This is a genomic window from Tannerella forsythia 92A2 (genome assembly GCF_000238215.1).
Classification (GTDB): Bacteria; Bacteroidota; Bacteroidia; order Bacteroidales; family Tannerellaceae; genus Tannerella; species Tannerella forsythia.
Map to the genome: position 1 here is coordinate 267,999 of NC_016610.1, position 21,205 is coordinate 289,203.

Genomic DNA, 21,205 nt, shown 5'->3' on the forward strand with positions numbered 1-21,205 from the left:
TTTTCCGTTGTTAAAGTGCTGATTTAATTGTCGGCAATGGTTATGCGCGGTGCATGCCGAATCGTGTACCCGGAATTTGTGTTCCCGCCTTTTCGGTCAATCAATCGAGCAGGTCACGGAACTTATTAAATATCCGGTTTTTGATAGACGGTGAAGGTTGAAAATTCTCCGCGCCGGCTAATTCTTTGATTTTGCTTTTTTCCGTTTCCGTAAGCTTTTCGGGGATATAGACACTGATATTAATCAACAAGTCACCTGTCCCATAGCTGTTTACAGAAGGAAGGCCTTTGTTTCGCAGGCGAAGCACCTTGCCCGGTTGTGTGCCCGGTTCAATTTTTACTTTCACTCGCCCGTCTACCGTGGGCACTTCGACCGAGTCGCCCAAAGCAGCTTGTGGAATAGTCAGCAGAAGGTTATATACCAGATCGTTCTCATCGCGAATCAGCTCCGGATGACGTTCCTCCTCGATGACAACCAACAAGTCGCCGTTTATTCCGCCCCGTCGTGCGGCGTTTCCCTTACCGCTCATCGACAGTTGCATGCCTTCACCGACTCCCGCCGGGATATTCAACGTGATGACTTCTTCGGCGCGTGTAACTCCTTCGCCGTTGCAGTGCGCACATTTACGCGTAATCGTTTCGCCCGTGCCTCCGCAAGTCGGACAGGTCGACTGGGTCTGCATCTGACCGAGAAACGTGCTGGCCACCCGCGTGACGAAGCCGCTGCCGTGGCACGTTGAGCAGGTCGAGATCGCCTGACTGTCGGCCGCGCCACTGCCATGACAATACGAACACGGCACATACTTCTTGACTTTGATTTTCTTTTCTACCCCGGTCGCAATCTCTTTCAGGGTCAGTTTGACCCTCACACGCAGGTCGGAGCCGCGTTGTACGGCACGAGAACGAGACGACGACGAACCAAATCCGCCGAACCCGCCGAAATGCCCGCCAAACAAGTCGCCGAACTGCGAGAAGATATCTTCCATCGACATCCCGCCGCCTCCGAATCCACCACTTGCTGCCGAACTGCCGACCCCTGCATGTCCAAGCCGGTCGTAACGCTGCCGTTTTTCCTCATTGCTCAACACATCGTATGCCTCGGCCGCTTCCTTAAATTTCTCTTCAGCGTCCTTGTCGCCCGGATTGCGATCGGGATGAAACTGGATCGCTTTCTGCCGGTACGCTTTCTTGATCTCGTCGGCCGTCGCATCTTTACTTATGCCCAATACCTCGTAATAGTCTCGTTTTGCCACTTCCTTTAATCTTTATGTCTGCTCTTATTATTCTCCAACCACGACTTTGGCATGTCGGATGACTTTATCATACAATGTATATCCCCGTTGTACACAGTCCACTACCTTGCCTTTCTGCGCTTCGTCGGAGGCTGGAATCGTGGCAACCGCTTCGAACAGTTCCGTATCGAACGGCTGTCCGACGGCCTCGATCGGTTTCACGCCCTGCTGAGCCAGATAGGTCATGAACTTGTTATAGATCAGCTCCACTCCTTCGGCAACGGCAGCACCTGCTTCCTCCGTATTTTTCACTGTGTCGAGCGCCCGCTCAAAGTCGTCGACAACAGGAAGCAGGCCCGTCAATGCCGTTTCGCCTCCCATCTTAATCAGATCGGCTTTTTCACGTAAGGTACGTTTGCGGTAATTATCGAATTCAGCTCTCAAACGCAGATGCGAATCATTCAGCTCGTTATATTTCGTTTCAAAATCGGCAGACTCATTTTCTTTCGATATTTCTTTGCCGGGCGCAGCACCCTCTGCTCCCGTCACATTGTCAGTCGCATCGTCTTTTTCTGACGTATTTGCAGTGGTTTCCTGCTCTTTTGTCACCTCCGAACCGTTCTCACATTGCATTTTCTCTGCCTGTGTTTGCTTCTTCATCTCTACTATATTTAGTTTATATCTATTGAATTACACTCTTTAACCCCATGCCGGAGCACCGATGGCACCATGTACCATCGTACTGCCTGCATGGCTTTTATCTTTAATTATGATCAAATATATTGCCAAGCCCTTCGTTTGAAAAAAAATATCTTTACCTTTGTGCGATTAAAATAAACAGTGGCAAACACTGTCAGTACATATTCAATACATTATACTTATGAAGAAGTTTTATTGTTTGGCTCTTTTTGCCTGTCATGTCCTCACCTCTCCAGCACAAGACGATGTAAGCTGTCGTTTGGGATTCAGCTATGAGTTTAGCAGTAACAAGAATTGGGGAAAAGACAGGCCGGTCATCATGAAAGTATATCCCAATTCGCCTGCCGAGAAGGCTGGTCTGAAACAGAATGATATTATCGAAGGCATCAACGGAATGCGGATCGATGAGATTACGCTAGATGATGTGGATTCGTTGATCACGGATATGGATACCCGCGAAATCAAGTTGGTGATCCGTAATTTTGCGAATCAGGCACACCCCGTAACTCTCGAAAAAGAATGTTATTCGACCACAGCCTTAGGGGAAGATCAATTGGCAACGGCATTCTCGATGTATAGTGTCGAAAATACGCACGATCGTCTGTTTGTCTGTCCGTTTACGACAAAAACAACGGATGATGCGATCGAGTTTTCTCAATTTAAGACATTTAATTTTAACGATGTAGAAGATCATACGGTCTCGAAAATCGAATCGATCATCAATGAAACGCTGAAATCGGAACTGACGAAAAAAGGACTGCAACAGAACACCCTCGATCCCGATTTTCTGATTCATACGTATTATACGTTCGACAAAAACCCGAACTTCAAAAAGAAAAGCAAAGAGACGGAAGAACAGGCGCCTGTATTCCGTTATGACATTACACGCGACAAAGTGACACAGTTTCCTTTTTACAATGCAAATACTCCCGAATCGGAGGCCGAATATGTGTTGCAACTCGGTATTCGTTTCATTGACCAGCGTCACATTCCGGGACGTGTGCTGTGGGAGTGCGAGGCAAATGAGCTGATGAGCAGTCCCTACGCGATCGAAGAATATGCTGCGATTCATATCCCGTTGATGAGTATGCAGTTTCCGTATGTGAAATATCAGCGTAACGCGCAGTTTATCCTGACAAAGAAGAATTACAACTATACCGGTATTCGTTACAGTATCTATCAGTTGAATCGGGTGGTCGATGTAGATTACGGCTCTCCGGCTTCGAAAGCCGGCATCCAAAAAGGCGACCTCATCGACCGGATCGAAGGAAAACGGATGGACCATACGGCAGACGAATTTACGGCAGCTTATCGCCAATTTATCACCAACACCCTGAAATATCGCGACAGCGGTACGCGCTTTACGAATGCCAACGGTTTTCCGAACTGCATGTTCTGGGATAAATTCAACTATACGCAGATCGCCAAAACATTTGCAAACGACAAAAACATGACCGCCTTCTCTTACCTTTATTATTTTGCGCCGTACGTGAACCCCTCAAGCACGAATGTATGTACATTCCAGCTGCGTCGTGGCACAGAAAAGCTCGAATATACGATCCGTCCGGAGTTTCATTCGGAGAAAACCATCGAGCTGAACTGATTGATCGAACAGCGAAGGGACTCGTGACCTATCCGGAGAATTTCGAGCATAAGCTCGGTTTCGATAAGATTCGCGGGCTGATCGGTGCACAGTGCCTGAGCCCGTTGGGCAAAGAATTGGCGGAAGAGATCCGGTTTTCGGCCGACATGGCCACCGTATCGGAACGACTTGAGCAAACCGATGAATTTGTTCGTATCTTACAGGGGGAACGTCCGTTCCCCGCAAACTACTTCATCGACGTACGCCGGGCATTGAACCGTATCCGACCCGAAGGGACGTTTATCGAAGAGGCGGAACTGTTCGACCTGAAACGCTCCCTGCAAACGATTGGCGACATCGCCGCCTTTTTTGCAGCGGCAGATGACGACGAAGAAATGAACTATCCGGCATTGGCGGCACTGGCGGCCGGCGTCCCGGTTTTCCCCGCCCTTGTCCGGCAGATCGACGGCATGCTCGACCGGTACGGGCAGATGAAAGACAGCGCATCGGCAGAGCTTGCCCGCATACGCCGGGAGAAGATCGCCACGACGGGCAGCATCTCGCGTAACCTGCAATCGATTCTGCGCTCAGCACAGTCGGAAGGATTTGTCGACAAGGATGTGACGCCGGCGATGCGCGACGGACGATTAGTGATCCCTGTGACGCCGGCTTTCAAGCGGAGAATCCGGGGCATCGTGCACGACGAGTCGGCAACGGGCAAGACGGTTTTCATCGAGCCGGAAGCCATCGTGGAAGCGAATAACCGCATCCGCGAGTTAGAAAGCGAAGAACGACGCGAGATTGTACGGATTCTGACGGAATTTACGGACCTCATCCGTCCGCAGATACCGGACATGTTGCAATCGTACGCTTTTCTGGCTACAATGGATTTTATCCGCGCGAAGGCAATTTTTGCCGGACAAATTCAGGCCATCAAGCCGGCACTGACCGACCGGCCGCTACTCGACTGGCGCGAGGCCGTGCATCCGCTGCTCTTACTCTCGCACCGGCGACAGGGCAAGCCGGTCGTCCCGCTCGATATTACGCTAGACCAAACAGGACGCCTGCTGATCATTTCCGGCCCTAACGCCGGCGGTAAATCGGTCTGTCTGAAAACGGTCGGCCTGCTGCAATACATGCTTCAATGCGGCATATTGATCCCGCTTCACGAACAGTCGAAAGCCGGAATCTTCGAGCGTCTGTTTATCGATATCGGCGACGAGCAGAGCATCGAGAACGATCTGAGCACCTACAGTTCGCATCTGACGAACATGAAATACTTCGTTCGGCACGGCAACGAGCGTACACTGTTGCTTATCGACGAGTTCGGCAGCGGCACGGAACCGCTCATGGGCGGTGCGCTGGCCGAAGCCTTGCTCGAACGTTTCAACCGCAAGGAAATGTTCGGCATCATCACAACGCATTATCAAAACCTCAAGCAGTATGCCGAAGACCACGAGGGCGTGCTCAACGGCGCCATGCTATACGATCGCCACCTGATGCAGCCGCTTTTCAAGCTCTCGATCGGCCATCCCGGCAGCTCGTTTGCCGTCGAGATCGCCCGTAAAATCGGATTGCCCGAAGAGGTGATCGCCGAAGCGTCGGAAAAGGTGGGCAGCGACTACATCGATATGGATAAGTATCTGCAGGACATCGTGCGTGACAAACGATACTGGGAGAATAAACGCCAGCATATCCGCCGGCAGGAGAAACGCCTCGAAGAACTGACGGCACGCTACGAGAAAGACCTCGATGCCGTGAATCGCCAGCGCAAGGAAATCGTACAGACGGCTAAAAACGAAGCGCAGCAAATCATCCGCGAAGCCAATGCGAAGATTGAACAGACGATCCGCGAAATCAAAGAAGCGCAGGCCGAGAAAGAACGCACACGCATCGCCCGTCAGGCACTGAGCGAATTTAAGGAAACGGTGCATCAAACACAGGAAGACGACGCACGCATTGCCCGGAAGATGGAGAAATTGCGCGAACGGCAGGCACGTCGCAAACAACCCGAAGCCGTCACCGAACCGAAGGTGATGCCGGCGCCCGAAGAGAAAAAACTGGCGGTAGGCGATACCGTCCGCCTGAAAGGGCAGACAACCACAGGCACCGTGATCGAGTTGCAAGGGAAGCAGGCCGTCGTAGCCTTCGGAATGATTAAGAGCACGGTAAAAACCGATCAGCTCGAACTGGTCAGCCGCAGCCAGCTGAAAAAAGAAGTACGCAATCATACGTTTGTCAGTGCGCAAACGGCCGATGCGATGCACGAGAAAAAGCTGCATTTCAAGCAGGAGATCGATGTACGGGGCATGCGCGGCAACGAAGCCTTGCAGGCCGTTACGTATTTTGTCGACGATGCTATTCAGATCGGTGTCTCACGCGTGCGCATCCTGCACGGAACAGGCAACGGCATTCTTCGCCAACTCATCCGCCAATACCTCTCGACCGTACCCGGCATCCAACGTTTTCAGGACGAACACGTGCAGTTCGGAGGCGCCGGGATCACCGTTATTGACTTGGAATAAAGCTATTTATTTTTAATGAATATCCGTATATTTGCCCAGAAATAATTATCTTTGCAAAAAAAATAAGGCAATGACACTGATCGATTTTTTATCTCACTTTCCAGACGAAGAAAGCTGCAAGCAAAAGTTTAAGGCATATCGCGACCAAGTAGGAGTTGTTTGTTCCAAATGCGGAGGCACGGATCATTATTGGAAAAAAGACAAGGAGCAATATGAATGCAAACACTGCAAAACGCGCACCACGCTAAAAAGTGGAACGGTAATGCATAAATCGAAACTTCCTTTTCGTTATTGGTTTATAGCCATGCATCTGCTCACGTCAACGAAAAAGACATTTTCGGCCAAAGAAATCCAACGTCAATTGGGACATAATCGTTATCATCCTATTTGGCATATGGTTCACAAACTTCGCGAGGCCATGGGTAAAAGAGATGATGAATATGTCCTTGCAGGTTGTATAGAATTGGATGAAGGTTATTTTTCCACAGAGATGAGTCAAGAGGAAAAAGATAAACCCTTGAAGCGTGGACGTGGCAGTCAAAAGAAAAGCAAAGTTTTAGTTATGGCAGAAAGTGAAATGGTTGAATTTCCGAAAACCGGTCAAAAACCACGAAGAGTCGGCTATTTGAAAATGAAAGTAATCGATGACTTGAAAAAAGAGACCATTAATGCAGCGGTTCAGCAGTTAGCTTCCGGAGCTAATCAAATCGACACGGATCATTCTACCTCTTATGTGGAATTGAAAGACTTTGTACCTAGACACAACTCTCAGGTGATTCCCAAAGAGAAGGTGGGGGAAGCCTTGCCTTGGGTTCATATCGCCATCAGCAATGCCAAGAGACAGTTGATAAATACGTTCCATGACATCAAGCCCGAATTCTTACAAAATTATCTCGATGAATTCTGTTATAAGTTTAATCGAAGATACTGGGGAGAAGCCCTCTTTGGAAGATTGCTCGTAGCTTGCGTAACCTATAAAAATGAGTTTAGGTATAAATACGGATAATCATATTATTTTTTATTGTAAAAAGTAAAGGAACGGCCTGTCTACCGGACCGTCCGGTAGCATAATACCATTCCCCTTTTCCGGGTTCGGTTTTACACAGAACCGAAGTATTTCATGAACTGTGTACGTTCATACATCGATGCGTTCGGGGCTTTCGAGAAACTCAATCGTCCCTTAAATTCGTCGATCGACTGATATTTTTGCTGCGCCATCCATTCTTCGAGGCAGGTAAGCATTTGTGTAACGATCTCCATGCCGTTTTTGTAGACGGTAGTACATAGTTGCACGGCCGACGCTCCCGCAAGGATACATTTGATGACGTCTTTCCACTCATGCACACCGGTCGATGCCGCCAACGAAACATCCGGAAGAATGCCTGAGACAAGCGCCGTCCAGCGGAGTGTGTCGCTCAGGTCGGAATGGCTGCTAAACACTTGCCCGGATGTAATTCGGCATGAATGGATATCAATATCGGGCTGATAGTAACGGTTGAACAGCACAACTCCGTCGGCTCCGTGACCTTTCAGCAAATTCACCACCGCGGGAATGTTACTGAAGCCTTTCCCGATCTTCATAATCACCGGAATAGAGACTTGTTCCTTTACCTTCTTGAGGATAGAGGTATAAACGTTAACCACTTCCTGTCCTGTGGCGTACAAGTCGGTGCAGAGGTAAAACACATTCAGCTCCAGCGCATCGGCTCCGGCTGCTTCGATCTGACGGGCAAAATCCACCCAGGTATCGGCCTTGTAACAATTCACACTGGCAATGATCGGAATCGTACATTGCGCCTTCGTCTCACGAATCAGGGTCAAATATTCTTCACTCTGATTAGCTTTGACATAGTGACGCACATAATCCACCGCTTCCGGATAGTCAGCCGCCTCTTGCATTAATACGTCGCTTTGTGCTTCGATCTGTTCTTCAAACATGGATTTGAGCACAATCGCTCCGGCGCCCGCCTCTTCAAAGCTTTTGTTTCGTTCTACCTTGCTCGTAAGCCCCGAACTTCCTATAATCAGCGGATTCCTCAACGTCAGCCCCGCGTATTTCGTTTCTGTACGGATCATATTCTTTTCTTTTTCTCGAACGACAAAATTAAATATTTTTTTGATACATCCCGTATTCCGCCTGTAAAATGACGGAACAGGGGAGTTAATACATGCGGTTACCGAATATCTTCGTACCCAGGCGTACCATCGTACTCCCTTCTTCCAAAGCAAGAGGATAATCATCGCTCATCCCCATCGACAGTTCCTTGAAATCATCTCCCATAGAAGGCAAGGCGCGCAATTCTTCAAACAGCGAACGAAGTTTGTGAAATTCGCGACGCACCTGCGTCTCATCGTCTGTGAAGGTAGCCATTCCCATAAGCCCGACCACCCGGATATGCGAGTAGGCGTTCAACGTATCTCCCGCAAACAACTCCCTGCACTCGTCCGGAGTAAATCCGTGTTTCGAAGCCTCTTCCGCAATATGCACCTCGATCAGTATCCGAATCCGGCGACCGCATTTCTTCGCTTCTCTATCCACGGCGGCCAGCAACTTCAGGGAGTCGATGCTCTGAATCACATGAATAAACGGTGCGATGTATTTGACCTTGTTCGTTTGCAACGTTCCGATAAAATGCCATTCGATGTCGGCGGGTAACACCGGCTGCTTCGTCATCAGTTCCTGTACCCGGCTCTCGCCGAACACGCGCTGTCCGCAGTCGTAAGCCTCCCGCAACGCATCGACCGGATGAAATTTGGAAACGGCTACAAGCGTAACGTCTGCCGGAATCGTCTGCCGGATACTCACCAAACGGTCTGCAATTTTCATCCCTCAACGTCTTGTTTGAGCATCACAGCCTGCCTCTCCTTTGCATCTTCGGAGAACGGAAACACATCGATCAACGGACTTTCCGCCACCGAAGCGATCTCATAATCCGCCATCGTGCCTTTCATCCCTTCGTCGATGACCTCGATCGCCTCTCTGACCGACGAGGCTTGCGCCAGCATCTGCACGGCTGTTTTCTTCTCCGCTCCGCTCTTCTCGTCGAGCGTAATATAGCATACTTTAGCCTTATAATAACGGTCTCCCTGAGGGTTATAGAAGATCTCGCTCAACCGTGCCCGCTTAATATCGGCTACGGTAAACTCACCCGATATATACGGACGAATCTCCTCAATGATACGGGCTTCGGCCTCGGTAAACGACATGGCATCTACCAAATAAGGTTCCGTCACTTTCTTCTGCATCCCCCCTTCCATCGCCTTATCATACGACACTTTGCACTCAAACCAGTTCATTCATTCTTCTATTTTTCTGTTCGTAACTTACTGTAAATATCCAAATCCGTAAACCGGCCGTCGGCCATGCGTTCCCCATCGCGTTCGTTTCCCTCATACCTAAAACCCAATCGCAAAGGGATGCGTTTGCTGCGCGTATTGCCGACAGCGCATTTGATCTGTATACGGTTGATCTTCAATTTTCCGAAGGCTAAATCACACAGTGCCTTCACGGCAAGCGTCATCAGTCCTTGCCCTTGATATTCCTCACAAAGCCAATAGCCGATCTCTGTCTTACAGTTGTCTCTATCGGTATCTTTAAACCCGATCAAACCGGCAAACCGGCCCTCACACACGATCACAAACGTATAATCTCCGCGATCCGCATCATTGACAGCCGCCCGCACAATTTTCAATGTATCTTCGATGCTGTGCGTCCTTTCGACAAACGGCAACCATTTACGCATATATTCGCGCTGCGTATCAATCGCATGAAAGATATCCGAGACATCCGATTGTTGAAGCGGTCGAAGCTCCGTTGTTTTATTCAATTTTATCTTTTCCATCGTTTTTTCAGGCTCTTTCGCGTCACGAACCTGCAGTTGATTTTCGTGACAAAACTATGATTTATTTTCGGAGTGGCAAAGCGTTTCCCGTATAAATTATGAACCGTATCGGGAAGCTGCTTTTATACCTGACTGACAATTATCGGCGCAGCTTGAGAAGAAACTTTTTCGGATGATTGAGTGCATAAGAACGGAATATTTCGAAGATGAATCTTTTTTCTTTTTGGGCAGAACAAAAATTTCATCTATCTTTGCAACCGTATTTCGCAGAAGTAGCAACAACGCGGAAGTAGCTCAGTTGGTAGAGCACAACCTTGCCCCAGAAGATAAAAGGTCACAACCTTGGCAAGACGAATGCAAAAACCGGCAGACTGCAAAAGAAAACAACGCGGAAGTAACTCAGTTTACGGAAGTCTAAAAGAAGATAACGCGGAAGTAGCTCAGTTGGTAGAGCACAACCTTGCCCAAAAAGATAAATGGTTACAACCTTGGCAAGGAAAAAGCAACACCGGCAGACTGCGAATGCAAAAAAAATAACGCGGAAGTAGCTCAGTTGGTAGAGCACAACCTTGCCCAAAAAGATAAATGGTTACAACCTTGGCAAGGAAAAAGCAACACCGGCAGACTGCAAAAGCAAAAAAAATAACGCGGAAGTAGCTCAGTTGGTAGAGCACAACCTTGCCCAAAAAAGATAAATGGTTACAACCTTGGCAAGACGAATGCAAAACCGAACAGACTGCAAAAGCAAAAAAAATAACGCGGAAGTAGCTCAGTTTACGGAAGTCTAAAAGAAGATAACGCGGAAGTAGCTCAGTTGGTAGAGCACAACCTTGCCAAGGTTGGGGTCGCGGGTTCGAATCCCGTCTTCCGCTCACGAAAAAAATCGTTGGCTCGAATGGTGGAATTGGTAGACACGAGGGACTTAAAATCCCTTGGCCAGTAATGGCTGTGCGGGTTCAAGTCCCGCTTCGAGTACCCCCCCCTACCCTACCGAGAAACTCTTTTTCTTCGCCAAAGAATACTTCCTTCACACTACAAATATTTTCATCCGCACAGTAAAGCAAGGTTTAAGCGAATGGAATCTTATTGTTATTTTTTAACTTTTACCAAAGCAAAGCAATCGTTTTAATCCTTACTTTTGCTTCGTTAAATTTTTAAATTATAATAAAATGAAAAAGTTATTTTATCAAATGAATCTAATGAAACGAATAAAACGACTATCCATCACGATATGTCTGTTATATCTGGTTCCTTCCTTATTTGCACAAACCATACATGGTTTCGGTGAATCACCTGAAGGCCCCAGCCATCCCTTAAATCCCAAATTAGGACAACCGAGAATTTTAGCGGACACGATGCGTATAAAAGAATATGTAGGGATTGTGGATCCACCGTATCCCCTAACCGTTTCCATTAAAAAATTCAATAAAAATCTTTTGATCGATACGGCCTATATTTTTTCAGCAACGGGAATGATCACTTCGTATATCTCAAAATATTCGGATAAAGGCCGGCTGCTTTCCTTGTCGAGCTATTATCCGGGACATAAAGATCCGGTTACAGGTGTTTATATCACAGCACCGAAGGAGGATCTGATTGACGAATACGAATACGGTGAAGACGGACGGTTGTTAAAACATAAAAAACACAAATTGAAGGGAGGTTCTACATCGCTTGATAAAATTATTACGTATACATACGTAATGACCGACAGCGGATATATCTCCAATGATTCCATCGAATACATCTTTGACAAAAAAGGTCGGCTGTCAAAACTGAAGTTTCTGAAAGCAAAGGATGAATATGTTGTCGACTCAGTAGGTAACCGATACCGGGTAGGCGATTTCTATTATTCTTATTTCGATGGCGGTTATACTGAATTGCGGTATTATCACCGTGGAAAAATGATTTGGGGAGCGCCGGACGCATGGGTAAAAACAGATTATTTTTTCCAGAAGAAGGGCTATCTGTCTAAAGAGATTACCTATCTGAAAGAAAAAGGTGAGACGAAGTGGAAAAAACTGAGGCATGACGAATATGCCTATTCCTACAAAGCCGGAAATCCGCACTCGAACCTCGTGATCGAGAAACCGGGCAAGGTCTATGCGGCAGAGGGCAGCGTCGTAATCGAAAACGAACAGCCTGCTCTCGTAGCTGTCTATACGTTCGGAGGACAATTAGTCGAACAGCGACGTATGGCCGCCGGCATTAATCGGATTCCTCTACCCAAAGGGCTTTATATTGTCGTTGTCGGCAGACAGGGACATAAAATCGTCGTAAGGTAAATCCACAACGCGAAACTTATACTTTTACGCCCGTTGCGGAAGGTCTTCCCTTCTGTAACGGGCGTAAATTCATAAAGTCGTTACCTTTCTTTATCCCAAATTACGCGATACACTGTTCGGCGTTTACCATTAATCATGGACGTACGAATGCACGACAATGGTTACGTCAGGCTTACAGCCCTCCGCCGGGATGCGATGCCTTTTCCCCCAACGCTTCGCATTGGGCTGAATTATCTTGCCCTTTCAGGGCTCTTTCTGCAATCAGCAGTCAGCATTCAGCAATCAGCAGAGCCAACAAATCAACATCTCAACAATTCAACAACTCACCGCCTCTGCGGGGTTTACGAGGGCTGAAAGCCCGAATTATTTCAGCCCCATCCCGCAAGGGTGGGGGATCGACATCCGGACCTTGTTCGGAGGGCTGAAAGCCTGAATTAAATTCATTCTTATTTCTTCTATTGCGGAATCTGGGTTTATTCATTCTTCAGGCACGATGCTTTCCATCTCGTTCAGGCATCGGACGGCAGCGGCCACGTTCGTAACGTTTTTGATGATCACGCTCCTTCTCCCGTTTTGTTCGCGCAGGTTGCATATACGCGGATAGCGTTGCACGTAGCCTAACAGCTTACCGAATGCACGACTTTGGTAGTAAGGACTGTCCCTGTCGGTCGGCAGATAGAGCGCCATCATGCCCTTTTTCAGGATGATTTTCTCGATCCCCAATCGACGGGCTGTCCATCGCAGCCCGACAACACGTATCAGTTCCTCGCCTTCGGTCGGTATCCGTCCGAAGCGGTCTTGCAGCGAAGAGACAAAACCGGCCAGTTTTTCCTCGTTCTCGATCGAGTCGAGCTCGCGGTAAATACCGACGCGTTCCGAGTCGTTGGGAATATACGTCGGCGGAAACATCAGGGCGAGATCACTCTCGACAAACGTTTCACGAACATACCGGTCGCCGTTGTTTTCCTGAGGGTCGGACGCATACAACTCAGCAAACTCATCCGCCTTCAGCTCGTCGACGGCTTCTTCCAGAATCTTCTGATACGTCTCATAGCCCAGATCGGCGATAAAGCCGCTCTGTTCGGCCCCCAGCATATTCCCTGCCCCGCGGATGTCGAGGTCTTGCATGGCGATGTGCATGCCGCTTCCCAGCTCGGCGAAGCTTTCGATGGCCTGCAGGCGGCGGCGCGACTCGGGAGGCAGCGTTGAGAGCGGAGGAGCAAGCAGGTAACAGAACGCCTTGCGATTCCCTCGCCCCACACGTCCGCGCAACTGATGCAGCTCCGAAAGCCCGAACTGATGGGCATTATTGACGATGATCGTATTGGCGTTCGGCACGTCGATGCCATTCTCGATGATAGTCGTGGCGATCAGCACGTCGTACTCGTAATTTACGAAATCGAGAATGATCCGTTCCAGCTTTTCGGGTTCCATCTGTCCGTGTCCGACAGCCACACGCACGCCGGGTATTTCGCGGCGTACAAGCGCCTCAATCTCATAGATGTTCTGGATGCGGTTATTGATGATGAACGTCTGTCCGTTGCGACTCATTTCAAACTCGATCGCCTCGCGGATGATGTCCGCATGAAAACGTTCGATCTCCGTCTGAATCGGGTAACGGTTCGGCGGAGGGGTCGTGATATTGCTCAGGTCGCGCGCCCCCATAAGCGAGAACTGAAGTGTACGGGGAATGGGCGTGGCCGTGAGGGTGAGCGTGTCGACATTCGTTCGCAGCTGGCGCAGCTTCTCTTTGACCGACACGCCGAACTTTTGCTCCTCATCGATAATCAGCAGCCCGAGGTCTTTGAACTTAACATCTTTGCTCACTAACCGGTGCGTGCCGATAAGGATATTCAACTCGCCCGACGCCAGCCGGGCCAGCGTCTTTTTAATCTCGCCGGTCGTCCGTGCACGACTGATATAATCGATGGTGCAGGGAAAATCCTTCAGTCGCCGGCTGAACGTCTGATAGTGCTGAAAAGCCAGCACCGTCGTAGGCACGAGCACAGCCACCTGCTTATTGTCTGCAACGGCTTTGAAGGCCGCACGGATCGCGACCTCCGTCTTGCCGAAACCGACATCGCCGCAAATCAGCCGGTCCATCGGCCGTTCGCGCTCCATATCGGCTTTGACGTCGGCCGTCGCCCTCATCTGATCGGGCGTATCTTCGTAGATAAACCCGGCTTCAAGCTCATCCTGCATGAAGCTGTCAGGACCGAACGCATAGCCTTTCTCCTGTCGACGTTGCGCATAGAGTTTGATCAAGTCGCGGGCGATATCTTTGACTTTCTTCTTCGTGCGGTCTTTCATCTTTTCCCATGCACCGCTGCCCAGCTTGTTCAGTGCCGGCGCTTCGCCGTCTTTTCCTTTGTATTTCGACAGTTTGTGAAGCGCATGAATGCTGACGAAGAGGATATCGTTATTACGGTAAATCAGCTTGACGGCTTCCTGTATCCTACCATTCACCTCGGTGCGCACGAGTCCGCCAAACTGTCCGACCCCATGATCGATATGCACGATATAGTCGCCGGAAGTGAACTGGCTCAGTTCTTTGAGCGAGAGGACGATTTTCCCGCTACGCGCCTTGTCGCTCTTGAGGTTGTACTTATGGAACCGTCCGAAAATCTGATGATCGGTCAGGAAGCAGCAGCGTAACGAATGGTCTATAAAACCTTCGTGCAACGCACGGTTAACCGCGGTGAAAGCAATCGTTTCGCCACGGTCTTCAAAAATGGCGCGGATGCGTTCGATCTGTTTCTCACTGTCGCTAAGCAGATAGATCGTATATCCATCGGCAATATATTGTTTGAACGCTTCGCTGACGCGCTCGAAATTCTTTTGAAAAAGCGGCTGCGGCGAAGTGTCGATACGCAGGACTGCAGATGCGTCGTTCGGCCGGGCATGAAAACGGATATGCATCAGAGGCGCTGTTGCTTGCACGAAATCGTCGGCCCGTACAAGTTTCCGACGCATCGCCTCGCGATCGGCAAACCCTTCATCGTCTTTGTTGACAGGCTCTTCTTCCCAAAGGCTGTCGATACGTTCACGACACCACTCCATATCATGCGTCACAAGCGTAGCGCCGGCAGGCAACAACTCGGCCAGCTGATGGTTGGCCGTGTCGTAGCGGCTTATTTCGGGAATAATCCGTATCTCATTCAGTTTCTCCTTCGACAGTTGGGTTTCCACATCGAACGCCCGTATCGAATCGACTTCGTTCCCGAAGAAATCGACACGGTACGGATATTCGTTCGAAAATGAAAAGATATCCATGATACTGCCACGAATCGCATATTGTCCCGGTTCGTACACATAATCGGTCTGCTCGAAGTGATACGTATCGAGCACATCGGCCACAAAAATCGGGTCCAGCTTTTCACCGGCATGAATCATCAGGGTATTCTCTCGAAGGACACTTTTCGACAGTACTTTCTCGGCTACCGCATCCGGATAGGAAACGATGATAAACGACGGTTCGTCTGCCTGAAGCATGCTCAGCACCTCGGTGCGCAAAATCTCGGCCGCCGCATCCGTATGACCGTATTTAATATGCCGGTGATAAGCCGATGGAAAGAAATACACCTGCTTCCCTCCCGTGAGTTGCATCAGGTCGTTATAAAAGTATCCGGCCTCTTCGAGGTCATTCATCAGGCACAGGAAGCAACCGCCTCTCTGCCTGAAGAGTGAAGCGATCGCTACGGCTCCCCCCGAACCGTTCAATCCGGTAAGCAGAACGCTCCGCGCTTCGTCCCGGCCCGACAGTGATCCGATAGCGTTAATTTGCGGATGAGCAGCGTAAACAGAGAGTAGTTCTTTAATATCCATGCTTGAAAAACAGGGGCAAAAGTCGTGTGCTCGGCAAATTGCCGACACGCCTTTCTCATGGCTAAGTATATAGCCACTTGTTTTTACTCTCTACGGTAAGCCTTCAAATCTTCGATGCTGAAATTTTCGATAAACGAACGGATTTTGTACATCTCCGCTTTGCCGTAGCGGAGATAGACCTGCGTAGAGGACAGAAACGAATTGTCCGTATGGGTGCTCTGCAGCAACAGGTAACCGAACACGCAATGGGTAGCTGCTTCAACAAGGCGCCGGGCAAGGAAATCGAGGTATTCGTTGTCTTTCGCTCCCGTCACTTTTGTGACTAACTGCTCGTACGTATCGGTCATAGCGATGAGGTCTTGCTTCAGCGACAAGAGCTCGGGCTTGTATTCCATCGCCTCATATTCGCGAAGTATGGACAGGTACGTGCCGGTGGTGACGTGGCGGATGGCCGCAACGACCTGTAGCTGTGTCGTTCCCTCGTAAATATTCGTGATACGTGCGTCGCGATAGAGACGTTCGCAGGCATAATCTTTCATGAAACCCGACCCGCCGTGAATCTGTATCGCATCGTAGGCGTTTTGGTTCGCAAATTCGGTCGACATGCCTTTGCCCATCGGGGTGAACGCATCGGCCAGCTTGGCGTATTTCTTCTGTTCCCGGCGCTCTTCGGGCGTAAGTTTGCGTTCGCGCGAAATGTCGTCCAGCGCCTTATAGACATCGACAAAACGTGCCGTTTCATAAAGCATGGCGCGTACGGCATCGGTACGGGCACGCATCATGGCGACCATCTCGTAGACGGCCGGAAAGTCTAAAATGGCTTTGCCGAACTGCCGACGTTCCTGCGCATATGTGTATCCTTCCTGATAGGCCGCTTCGCACAGTCCTACGGCTTGTGCCATAATACCCAGACGGGCGCCGTTCATCAGAGCCATGACATATTTGATCAATCCGAGCCGTCGCTCACCGCACAGTTCGGCTTTCGCATTGTTAAACACTAATTCGCAGGTAGGAGATCCTTTGATACCCATCTTATTTTCGATACGGCGGACGTTCACACCTCCATTGCGTTTGTCGTATATAAACATCGAAAGGCCGCGTCCGTCTTTTGTTCCTTCTTCCGAGCGAGCAAGCACAAGGTGGATGTCCGAATCGCCGTTAGTGATAAAGCGTTTCACGCCGTTCAGCCGCCAGCAGTTCTCTTTCTCGTCGAACGTTGCTTTGAGCATCACCGATTGCAGGTCGCTACCGGCATCGGGTTCGGTCAAGTCCATTGACATCGTCTCCCCTTTGCACACGCGGGGGATATAGCGCTTGTGCTGTTCTTCGTTCCCAAATTCGTAAAGGGTTTCGGCGCAATCCTGCAATCCCCAGAGATTTTCGAATCCGGCATCGGCACGCGACACAATGTCGGCAGCCATGATATAAGGCACGATGGGGAAGTTCAGCCCGCCGTAACGGCGCGGCATGGCCATGCCCATCAGCCCGGCTTTACGCACGGCATCAAGGTTCTCCTGTGTGCCGCGGGCGTAGGTTACTCGTCCGTTGGCTACCGTGGGGCCTTCCCGATCAACGCTCTCGGCATTCGGGGCAATAACTTCGGCGCTGATCTCGCCGACCATCTCGAGCACGCGCTCGTAGCTGTCCATCGCATCGTCGAAGTCGATCGGCGCATAATCGTATTCGTCTTTATCTCTAAATTCGCGTTCTTTCAATTCCACAATCCGCCGCATCAGCGGGTGATGCAAGTGATGACGCAACGAGGGGGTATCTAAATAAAAGTTTGCCATGATAATCGTTATTTACTGTTCTTCTTGTAGTATTTAATCATTTTGGGGATCACGTTTTCAACGGTGCCGGTGATCACGTAGTCGGCCATCGCATTGATCGGGGCGTTGGGATCGCTGTTGATCGAGATGATGATCGAGCTTTCCTGCATTCCCGCGATGTGTTGAATCTGTCCGGAGATTCCGCAGGCAATATACAGTTTGGGGCGTACGGTAACGCCGGTCTGTCCCACCTGACGGTCGTGTTCGGTGAATCCCGCATCGACGGCAGCACGCGATGCGCCTACTTCGGCATGCAGTTCTTTGGCAAGATCGAACAGCAGCTTGAAGTTCTCTTTCGAGCCGACGCCGTAACCGCCGGCGACAACAATCGGCGAGCCTTTCAGGTTGTGCTTCGCCTTTTCGACATGGCGTTCGATTACCTGCACGACATAATCCGTCTCGGAAACGAATTGCGATACGTCGTGTTTGATAACCTTGCCCTGATAGTTGGCATCGAATATTTCTTTCTTCATCACCCCTTCGCGCACGGTCGCCATCTGCGGACGATGTTCGGGATTGATAATCGTCGCGACGATATTTCCGCCGAACGCAGGACGTATCTGGTAGAGCAGATTTTCGTATGTCTTGCCGGCTTTTTTGTCTTCGTGCTTGCCGATTTCGAGCGCAGTACAGTCGGCCGTCAGTCCGCTTGTCAGTGCCGACGATACGCGCGGTCCAAGGTCTCGGCCGATGACAGTTGCTCCCATAAGAGCAATCTGCGGCTTCTCCTGTTCGAAGAGCTTAATCAATATCGACGTGTGGGGCAGCGAGGTGTACGGGTCGAGTCTCTCGTCGTCGAACAGATGCAGCACATCCACGCCGTACGGCATCACTTGTTTTTCCACCCCGTCGAGCTTGTTTCCCGCCACGACAGCCTCCAAGCCGCAGTTCAACTGATTAGCCAGCGAACGTCCTTTCGTAAGCAATTCAAGGCTGACATCGGCAATCGTGCCGCCCTCTATTTCGCAATATACAAATATGTTGTTCATATGCAGATATTTACTTATTTATTTTAATAATGTAGTCATCATGTAATGAATGTAGTCTATGTAATCCATGTAATCCATATCATCCATGTAGTCTATGTAGTTAAAGCCGCTAAAGTAGTTAAAGTAACTAATGTAGTCCGTGTAGTTCATGTAGTTTGTGTCGTTAAGTACATATTCGTACCCCTTCTGCCATACGATTAACTGTTCAACAGACTTGGTTGCCATTGTCTTACTACCTTAAATTACTCTAACTACTTTTCTCTCCCTTTATCCGATCGTATGGTTATTGATTAATTCTTTCATCAACTCTTCGATATCACCGTCCGATTCGGTAAACGATTTATTTTCTTTCGTCTGGAAAACGATATTTTCGACCGTTTTCACTTTCGTCGGAGAGCCGGACAAGCCGCATTGCGCCACATCGCCGTTCACGTCGGCTACCGACCATTCGATGATATTCAAGTACGGACGGTTCTCATACATCTCGGCATAGGGCAGCGCTGCACCGTTTTTCGTTTGCTCGGCTTTCTCCTGCGCCCCCAATGCCCGTTTATACTTCTGCACCAATTGGGCGTTACGCGGCCTGCACGGTGCGGCCGATCCGTTGACCGTTACAACAATGGGGAGTGGCGCTTCGACCGTCTCTATGCCTCCGGGTATTTTACGTTTGGCCGTGATCCGGTTCTTTTCGATCTTGACAATTTCTTCGGTGTACGTAATTTGCGTCAGTCCGAGTTTCTCGGCCACCTGAGGGCCTACCTGTGCCGTGTCGCCGTCGATAGCCTGTCGTCCGCCGATGATCAGATCGTACGATCCGATTTTTCGGATAGCCATGGCGAGTGCGTACGATGTTGCGAGCGTATCCGCCCCGGCAAAAGCACGGTCGGTCAGGAGATAGCCGTCATCAGCTCCCCGATATAACCCTTCGCGGATGATTTCTGCCGCACGTCCCGGCCCCATGGTCAGGATCGTTACGGTTGTACCCGGATGTTGTTCTTTGAGACGTAATGCTTGCTCCAGCGCATTGAGGTCTTCCGGATTGAAGATGGCGGGGAGCACGGCGCGATTAATCGTGCCGTCTTCTTTCATGGCGTCTTTCCCGACGTTGCGAGTGTCTGGCACTTGTTTGGCCAATACAATAATTTTCATTCGTATATATTATTTTATGTAAATAATCGCTTGCGAATATATAGAAAGTCGTTATATGTTTTGGAACAGCCTCGGAAACATGTTAAAGTGCCCGTTGCAAACAGTTTCGACCTGTTTTCATCTCTGCGTTATCGCTTGCAAAAGTAGTGAATGATTTCGGATTTCAATGTTTTTAAATAAGAAAATGCACATCCGATCCGTTTTTGTGCATATCTTCGACGCATGTAAAGTTCTCTGTTCACAAAGAGGCAAGACATTATTTCGCATTGAGTTTTTAATCGCTATTTTGGTCTTCCGGAGTCCAACCCTGAAACTTTTAAGAGCATTTCATTTTGGGGGATGCTGTTTAATCAATCGCAAAAAATGAAGTTGTTACAAAGGAATACTCAGCGGGAGAAAAGAAAATTTTCCTTTTTTTTATTTTTACGGATACTGTACCGCTTGACGTACCCGTACCAGTTTTGTCAGAAGGCCCTCCAACAGATCGAGCGGAAGCATATTGGTTGCGTCCGACTTGGCTTGTGAAGGATTAGGATGCGTCTCGATAAACAACCCATCTGTACCTACCGCCACGGCGGCTTTCCCGATCGTCTCGATCATTTCGGGCAGCCCGCCCGAAACGCCCGATGCTTGGTTGGGCTGCTGCAACGAGTGGGTGATGTCCGTAATCACGGGGAAGCCGTATTGCCGCATCTTGGGGATACTGCGAAAATCGACAACTAAGTCGGTATAGCCGAAAGTCGTGCCGCGCTCGGTAAGGACCACGTTCGGATTGCCTGCATCCACCACTTTCTGTGCCGCATACCGCATTGACTCAGGCGCAAGAAACTGTCCTTTTTTGATGTTGACGATCTTTCCGGTCTTTGCCGCGGCAACGAGCAGATCGGTCTGACGACAGAGGAATGCGGGAATCTGTAACATATCCACGTAGTTGGCGGCTAAGGCGGCTTCATACGTCTCATGGATGTCCGTAACGATTGGAATGTCGAAAGTTTCGCCCACCTTACGCAGGATACGCAGCGCTTTCTCGTCGCCGATACCCGTAAACGAATCGATGCGCGAACGGTTGGCTTTACGATACGAGCCTTTGAAAACGTATGGTATATGAAGCTCTCGAGTGATCCCGACGATTTTTTCTGCGATACGTAATGCCATCTCTTCCCCTTCGATGACGCAGGGACCGGCTAATAAAAAGAAATTCTCCGAGTTTGTTAATCGTTCAATAGTCATTGTGATATGATGTTTAATA

The 21,205-nt window shown here is 49.5% G+C and carries 17 protein-coding genes and 2 tRNA genes; 8 read left to right on the plus strand and 11 right to left on the minus strand.

Features of this window, described 5'->3' with window-relative positions; translation table 11 throughout:
* Window positions 1–100: 100 nt before the first annotated feature.
* Window positions 101–1,252, minus strand: coding sequence for a molecular chaperone DnaJ (dnaJ, locus tag BFO_RS01085; RefSeq protein ID WP_014223706.1), 1,152 nt, complete (start codon window positions 1,250–1,252; stop codon window positions 101–103).
* Between the two features lie 27 nt (window positions 1,253–1,279).
* Window positions 1,280–1,864, minus strand: a complete 585-nt coding sequence (locus BFO_RS01090) for a nucleotide exchange factor GrpE (protein WP_231964125.1) — start codon at window positions 1,862–1,864, stop codon at window positions 1,280–1,282.
* Between the two features lie 247 nt (window positions 1,865–2,111).
* Between BFO_RS01090 and BFO_RS01095 the strand changes: the two genes are divergently transcribed.
* From BFO_RS01095 to BFO_RS01105, 3 genes are all read left to right on the plus strand, one after another.
* A complete protein-coding gene (locus BFO_RS01095; RefSeq protein WP_014223708.1) occupies window positions 2,112–3,533 on the plus strand; it encodes a PDZ domain-containing protein in 1,422 nt (473 codons plus the stop codon).
* Between the two features lie 23 nt (window positions 3,534–3,556).
* The gene (locus BFO_RS01100; protein WP_014223709.1) at window positions 3,557–6,037 is read left to right on the plus strand and encodes an endonuclease MutS2; all 2,481 of its coding nucleotides are present in this window, start codon (window positions 3,557–3,559) and stop codon (window positions 6,035–6,037) included.
* A 70-nt stretch (window positions 6,038–6,107) separates the two neighbouring features.
* Window positions 6,108–7,043 (plus strand): IS1595-like element ISTfo1 family transposase, encoded by a 936-nt coding sequence (locus BFO_RS01105; protein ID WP_041590537.1) that lies wholly within the window; start codon window positions 6,108–6,110, stop codon window positions 7,041–7,043.
* A gap of 92 nt (window positions 7,044–7,135) precedes the next feature.
* Here BFO_RS01105 and BFO_RS01110 read toward each other — a convergent pair whose 3' ends face one another.
* The 4 genes from BFO_RS01110 to BFO_RS01125 form a co-directional block, all read right to left on the minus strand.
* Window positions 7,136–8,113, minus strand: coding sequence for a dihydroorotate dehydrogenase-like protein (locus tag BFO_RS01110; protein ID WP_014223711.1), 978 nt, complete (start codon window positions 8,111–8,113; stop codon window positions 7,136–7,138).
* 85 nt (window positions 8,114–8,198) lie between these two features.
* On the minus strand, window positions 8,199–8,864 hold the full coding sequence (locus BFO_RS01115) for a YggS family pyridoxal phosphate-dependent enzyme (RefSeq protein WP_014223712.1): 666 nt from the start codon (window positions 8,862–8,864) through the stop codon (window positions 8,199–8,201).
* Window positions 8,861–9,334, minus strand: coding sequence for a DUF4494 domain-containing protein (locus BFO_RS01120; protein WP_014223713.1), 474 nt, complete (start codon window positions 9,332–9,334; stop codon window positions 8,861–8,863). Before BFO_RS01120 ends, BFO_RS01115 begins: the two co-directional genes overlap by 4 nt.
* Before the next feature lie 8 nt (window positions 9,335–9,342).
* Window positions 9,343–9,879: a GNAT family N-acetyltransferase gene (locus tag BFO_RS01125; RefSeq protein ID WP_014223714.1), complete on the minus strand. Its 537-nt coding sequence runs from the start codon at window positions 9,877–9,879 to the stop codon at window positions 9,343–9,345.
* A gap of 172 nt (window positions 9,880–10,051) precedes the next feature.
* Between BFO_RS01125 and BFO_RS15920 the strand changes: the two genes are divergently transcribed.
* From BFO_RS15920 to BFO_RS01150, 5 genes are all read left to right on the plus strand, one after another.
* Window positions 10,052–10,297: a hypothetical protein gene (locus tag BFO_RS15920; RefSeq protein WP_014223715.1), complete on the plus strand. Its 246-nt coding sequence runs from the start codon at window positions 10,052–10,054 to the stop codon at window positions 10,295–10,297.
* 42 nt (window positions 10,298–10,339) lie between these two features.
* The gene (locus tag BFO_RS15785) at window positions 10,340–10,525 is read left to right on the plus strand and encodes a hypothetical protein (protein ID WP_014223716.1); all 186 of its coding nucleotides are present in this window, start codon (window positions 10,340–10,342) and stop codon (window positions 10,523–10,525) included.
* Window positions 10,526–10,678: 153 nt separating this feature from the next.
* A tRNA-Gly gene (locus tag BFO_RS01140) sits at window positions 10,679–10,751 on the plus strand.
* Window positions 10,752–10,768: 17 nt separating this feature from the next.
* Window positions 10,769–10,854 (plus strand) — tRNA-Leu (locus BFO_RS01145).
* Window positions 10,855–11,078: 224 nt separating this feature from the next.
* Window positions 11,079–12,164, plus strand: coding sequence for a T9SS type A sorting domain-containing protein (locus tag BFO_RS01150; protein ID WP_157755265.1), 1,086 nt, complete (start codon window positions 11,079–11,081; stop codon window positions 12,162–12,164).
* A 477-nt stretch (window positions 12,165–12,641) separates the two neighbouring features.
* Here the strand turns inward: BFO_RS01150 and mfd are convergent, their stop codons facing one another.
* The 5 genes from mfd to kdsA form a co-directional block, all read right to left on the minus strand.
* The gene (gene mfd, locus BFO_RS01155; RefSeq protein WP_014223718.1) at window positions 12,642–15,989 is read right to left on the minus strand and encodes a transcription-repair coupling factor; all 3,348 of its coding nucleotides are present in this window, start codon (window positions 15,987–15,989) and stop codon (window positions 12,642–12,644) included.
* Between the two features lie 83 nt (window positions 15,990–16,072).
* Window positions 16,073–17,779, minus strand: a complete 1,707-nt coding sequence (locus BFO_RS01160) for an acyl-CoA dehydrogenase family protein (protein ID WP_014223719.1) — start codon at window positions 17,777–17,779, stop codon at window positions 16,073–16,075.
* A gap of 8 nt (window positions 17,780–17,787) precedes the next feature.
* Complete coding sequence (locus tag BFO_RS01165; RefSeq protein WP_014223720.1) at window positions 17,788–18,807, minus strand: electron transfer flavoprotein subunit alpha/FixB family protein; 1,020 nt, start codon at window positions 18,805–18,807, stop codon at window positions 17,788–17,790.
* 267 nt (window positions 18,808–19,074) lie between these two features.
* Window positions 19,075–19,962 (minus strand): electron transfer flavoprotein subunit beta/FixA family protein, encoded by an 888-nt coding sequence (locus tag BFO_RS01175; protein WP_041590540.1) that lies wholly within the window; start codon window positions 19,960–19,962, stop codon window positions 19,075–19,077.
* Window positions 19,963–20,379: 417 nt separating this feature from the next.
* Window positions 20,380–21,186 carry a 3-deoxy-8-phosphooctulonate synthase gene (gene kdsA, locus BFO_RS01180; protein ID WP_014223723.1) on the minus strand — a complete coding sequence of 269 codons (807 nt, stop codon included), beginning with the start codon at window positions 21,184–21,186 and terminating at the stop codon, window positions 20,380–20,382.
* Window positions 21,187–21,205 lie beyond the last annotated feature (19 nt).